Below are 2626 nucleotides of genomic sequence, written 5' to 3'. Positions count from 1 at the left end.
TGCAGAAAACCAAATAAACCCCAAACATCGCTGTTTGCCAAGGCTTTGCCGCCTTCGCGAACCAGCGGCTTCCGCTTCGCTGTTATGGCTTGCACGAGATGTTCCTCCCTTCAAATCCGCTCCGCTGCCCTCAATCTTGCACTTCTTGCTCTTAGATTGAGTTCTACTTCTTCTTTCGACGGCTGCACCGGTTTCTTCGTAAGTATTTTCAGCTCAGATTCCGACTTCTCCCTAAACACTCTCTTAGCTATGCCGTCTTCCAAAGAATGAAAAGAAATAATAACGATCCTACCGCCTTGGTTCAGAAAACCGGGGATTTTTCTCAAAGTACTTTCGATGTTCTCAAGCTCCTGATTGACTTCAATCCTTACTGCCTGAAAAGTCTTTGTTGCGAAATGTCGTCTTCGTTTGTATCTTTCGGCCGGTGGTATTGCCGCCTTGATCGCATCGTGCAAATCCTTCGTCGTAAACAGAGGCCTTCTCGATACGATGCTTCTAGCTATTTTCCTTGCAAAACGCTTCTCATCACCAAACTCGAAAATTATCTTGCTAAGTTCATCTTCCTTGTAGCTGTTCACAACATCTGCTGCCGTTCTTTTCTGAGAGAGGTTCATACGCATATCGAGCGGTTCATCCAGTTCATACGAGAAGCCCCTACCCTTTGCTTTCAACTGGAAAGTGGAAACTCCAACATCCAGGAGAAAACCATCCACTTTCTCAACACCAGCCTGTTTCAATGCAATTTCGAAGTCGACATAAGATAAATTGAATAATTCAACGCTTTCCCGGTAATCTTTGAGATTCTGCTCCGCTATATCCAGAACCTCACTATCAACATCAAGTCCGATGATTTTTGCCCGACCTTTGGTGGCTTCAAGCACTGCTCCGATATGGCCACCTTCACCAGCGGTACAATCAACATAAGTGCCAGTTAAACGCCCACCAAGCAAATAATGGAGCGCTTCGTGAATCATCACGCTCCTGTGGCGTTCATCGTACTGCCTGGACACTAAATTCACTCCGCTCAAGAGAATAATAACATTTTTCTTCCATCAAAGTCAAATTAACGGTGTAAATCATTCCAAGGATTTCTCAATTGATGAGAAGAAGAGCAATTCTTTCTCAATGAATTCATCTATCTCGCCATTCATGACAGATTGAATATCACCCGTCTCAAAATCAGTTCTGTGATCCTTCACCAATGTATAAGGCTGAAAGACATAAGATCTAATCTGATTCCCCCATGAAATCTCTTTCTGGTCTCCCATCAATTTTAGTTTTTCGCTTCTTTTTTTCTCAATCTCAATCTCGAAAAGCTTTGCATATAACATCTTCATTGCATTCGCTTTGTTTTGATGCTGCGATCTTTCAGTCTGACATGCAACAACTATTCCGGTTGGTAGATGAGTAATCCTGACCGCAGAATCCGTTTTATTAACATGTTGACCGCCCGCACCACCTGATCTGTACGTGTCTATCTTCAGATCCTCGGGCCTGATTTCAATCTCTGGAACTTCATCCATCTCGGGAAAGACACTTACGGACGCAAAGGAAGTGTGCCTTCTGTGATTGGCGTCGAATGGCGAAATCCTTACTAACCTATGTACTCCCGCCTCAAACTTCATCTTTCCATAAGCATGCGGCCCAGCTAGATTAATTGTCACACTCTTGATACCCGCTTCTTCTCCAGGTAGCTCATCGACGATCGTTATTTTGTATCTGTTAGCCTCAGCCCATCTCATGTACATTCTCATTAACATGGAGGCCCAGTCCTGAGACTCCGTCCCTCCGGCGCCGGGGTGAATTGAAATGAAGCAATTGTTGATGTCATACTCTCCACTCAGAAGAATCGTAAGTTCGAATTCTCTTACCTTTTTTTCCGCTGACCTGAGAAGTTCTTCAACATGCTTTACATAACTCTCATCTTCTCCTGAAAGTTCTACTGCAATCTCAATACTCTCAAATTCCTCTTCCACATCTCTCAGAAGTTCGATTGTAGATCGATAAGACTGCGCTTCTCTTCCCAGATTCGACGCTTCACGCTTATCGTTCCAAATAGAGGGGTCGCTCATCCTCTTCTCGATTTCCTTTAGTTTTTCATCTATCCGCTCGAGATCAAGCGTAGCCCTGATGGACTCAAATTTCTCCTTCAACTCTTGTATTCTCGAGTTAGTTTCATAACTTATCAAATTACACCTCCGGTTCAACGCTTAACTTTGAATCTTTTAGTGCCCTTCTTTTTTCCAGCAACTTCTTTCTTCTTATCGCCTCCGCTGAAATCAGAATGAACGGCCTGCAGACTCTTAAACTCCTTATCGGCGTTCTGCTTAGCCTTATCGCTATCGACTCTTACAATTCTTACGATAGCGCTTGCTATGTCATCGTATAGAGAATCGGTCAACTGCTGGAATAGTATGAAAGATTCCTTTTTGAATTCTAACACAGGATCTTTCTGACCATAAGCCCTTAGACCCACGGAGTCTTTTAGGTGCTCTATAGCTTCTAGATGCCTTCGCCATCTTTCATCAATCATCCGTAGCATAATGTACTTGATGACCTGAGGAAACTCATCGCCGAAAGCAGACTTCTTTTCCTCATAAATATCGTGAAGCACTGAAAGGGTTTT

The 2626-nt window shown here is 43.6% G+C and carries 2 protein-coding genes and 1 pseudogene; all 3 read right to left on the bottom strand.

What is annotated here, in order from left to right; genetic code table 11:
- Positions 1 to 110: 110 nt before the first annotated feature.
- Positions 111 to 1010 carry a 16S rRNA (cytosine(1402)-N(4))-methyltransferase RsmH gene (gene rsmH, locus BG32_RS10520; protein ID WP_006492334.1) on the bottom strand — a complete coding sequence of 300 codons (900 nt, stop codon included), beginning with the start codon at positions 1008 to 1010 and terminating at the stop codon, positions 111 to 113.
- A 66-nt stretch (positions 1011 to 1076) separates the two neighbouring features.
- Complete coding sequence (gene prfB, locus BG32_RS10515; protein ID WP_006492332.1) at positions 1077 to 2189, bottom strand: peptide chain release factor 2; 1113 nt, start codon at positions 2187 to 2189, stop codon at positions 1077 to 1079.
- Positions 2190 to 2203: 14 nt separating this feature from the next.
- Positions 2204 to 2626: pseudogene (locus tag BG32_RS10510) on the bottom strand (preprotein translocase subunit SecA); the annotation flags it as partial.

Source organism: Mesotoga sp. HF07.pep.5.2.highcov (assembly GCF_003666285.1).
In the GTDB taxonomy this organism is placed as follows: Bacteria; Thermotogota; Thermotogae; order Petrotogales; family Kosmotogaceae; genus Mesotoga; species Mesotoga prima.
This window is presented reverse-complemented; position numbering and strand designations above follow the sequence as displayed.